Source organism: Vibrio sp. 2134-1 (assembly GCF_033339495.1).
Genome location: NZ_JAWOUS010000317.1, coordinates 1 through 778, shown reverse-complemented (window position 1 = coordinate 778; position 778 = coordinate 1). Strand labels below are relative to the sequence as shown.

Annotated in this window: 1 protein-coding gene and 1 pseudogene; both read right to left on the bottom strand. The window is 45.2% G+C overall.

Going from position 1 to position 778, the window contains the following annotated elements; genetic code table 11:
• A pseudogene (locus R7R78_RS25705) lies at positions 1-512 on the bottom strand (IS5-like element ISVa2 family transposase); the annotation flags it as partial.
• A gap of 30 nt (positions 513-542) precedes the next feature.
• On the bottom strand, positions 543-778 hold a 236-nt coding region (locus tag R7R78_RS25700; RefSeq protein ID WP_225474567.1), incomplete at its 5' end, for a hypothetical protein.

The window sequence follows — 778 nt, the reverse complement described above, 5'->3', positions numbered from 1 at the left end:
GTTACGTTAGATAAACTCAGCTCTGCTGCGACTATTTCGTGAGTGCTTGTATCTACTGCAATATGCAGTTTACGCCAGACTCTGCGCTTCCCATCAGTACCATGCTTCTTGACCTTCCATTCACCCTCGCCATAAACCTTGAGGCCAGTGGCATCAATTGCTAGGTGTTGTATTGCTCCTCTGGTTTTGGTTTTAAATGAAACCTCAACTTCCTTAGCTCGGCGGCTTATACAGGTGTAGTGCGGGCAAACAAGCGGGATGTTAGCCAGCTTAAATACAGAGTCTAGAAAACCTTGCAGCGCTCTCAAGGGCATAGAGAAAACGCGTTTCACCATCAGTGCGGTAGTAATGGCTAAGTCGCTGAATCGGCGAGGTCTACCACGCTTGCCTTGTTTGTTTTGCTTCCACTCAGCTATCGCTTCCTCATCAATCCAAAAGGTCAGAGAGCCACGGTTGATTAGCGCTTTGTTGTACTGTTTCCAGTTGTTTGTTTTGTAACGAGGTTTAGGCATGAGACTACGACGATTGATGGGCGTAGCCGCTCAGATCGTAGTTTCTTGATTTAGTTCCATCGAATTACGCAACAAAGCCATCCAAACGCTACAGATCTCGATGATGAGGAGCTTTTCGTTGAAGAAGACGAAGTTGCCGCTCAGTCTGTTCCAATTGAGCCTTATACAATTGATGACATCATCGCCGATGGCTGTTTTCTTGAGCGAGAAAGTATCGTTAAGATTATTACTCAACTCAGGCATAAGAAAAATATAATTCTGCAATG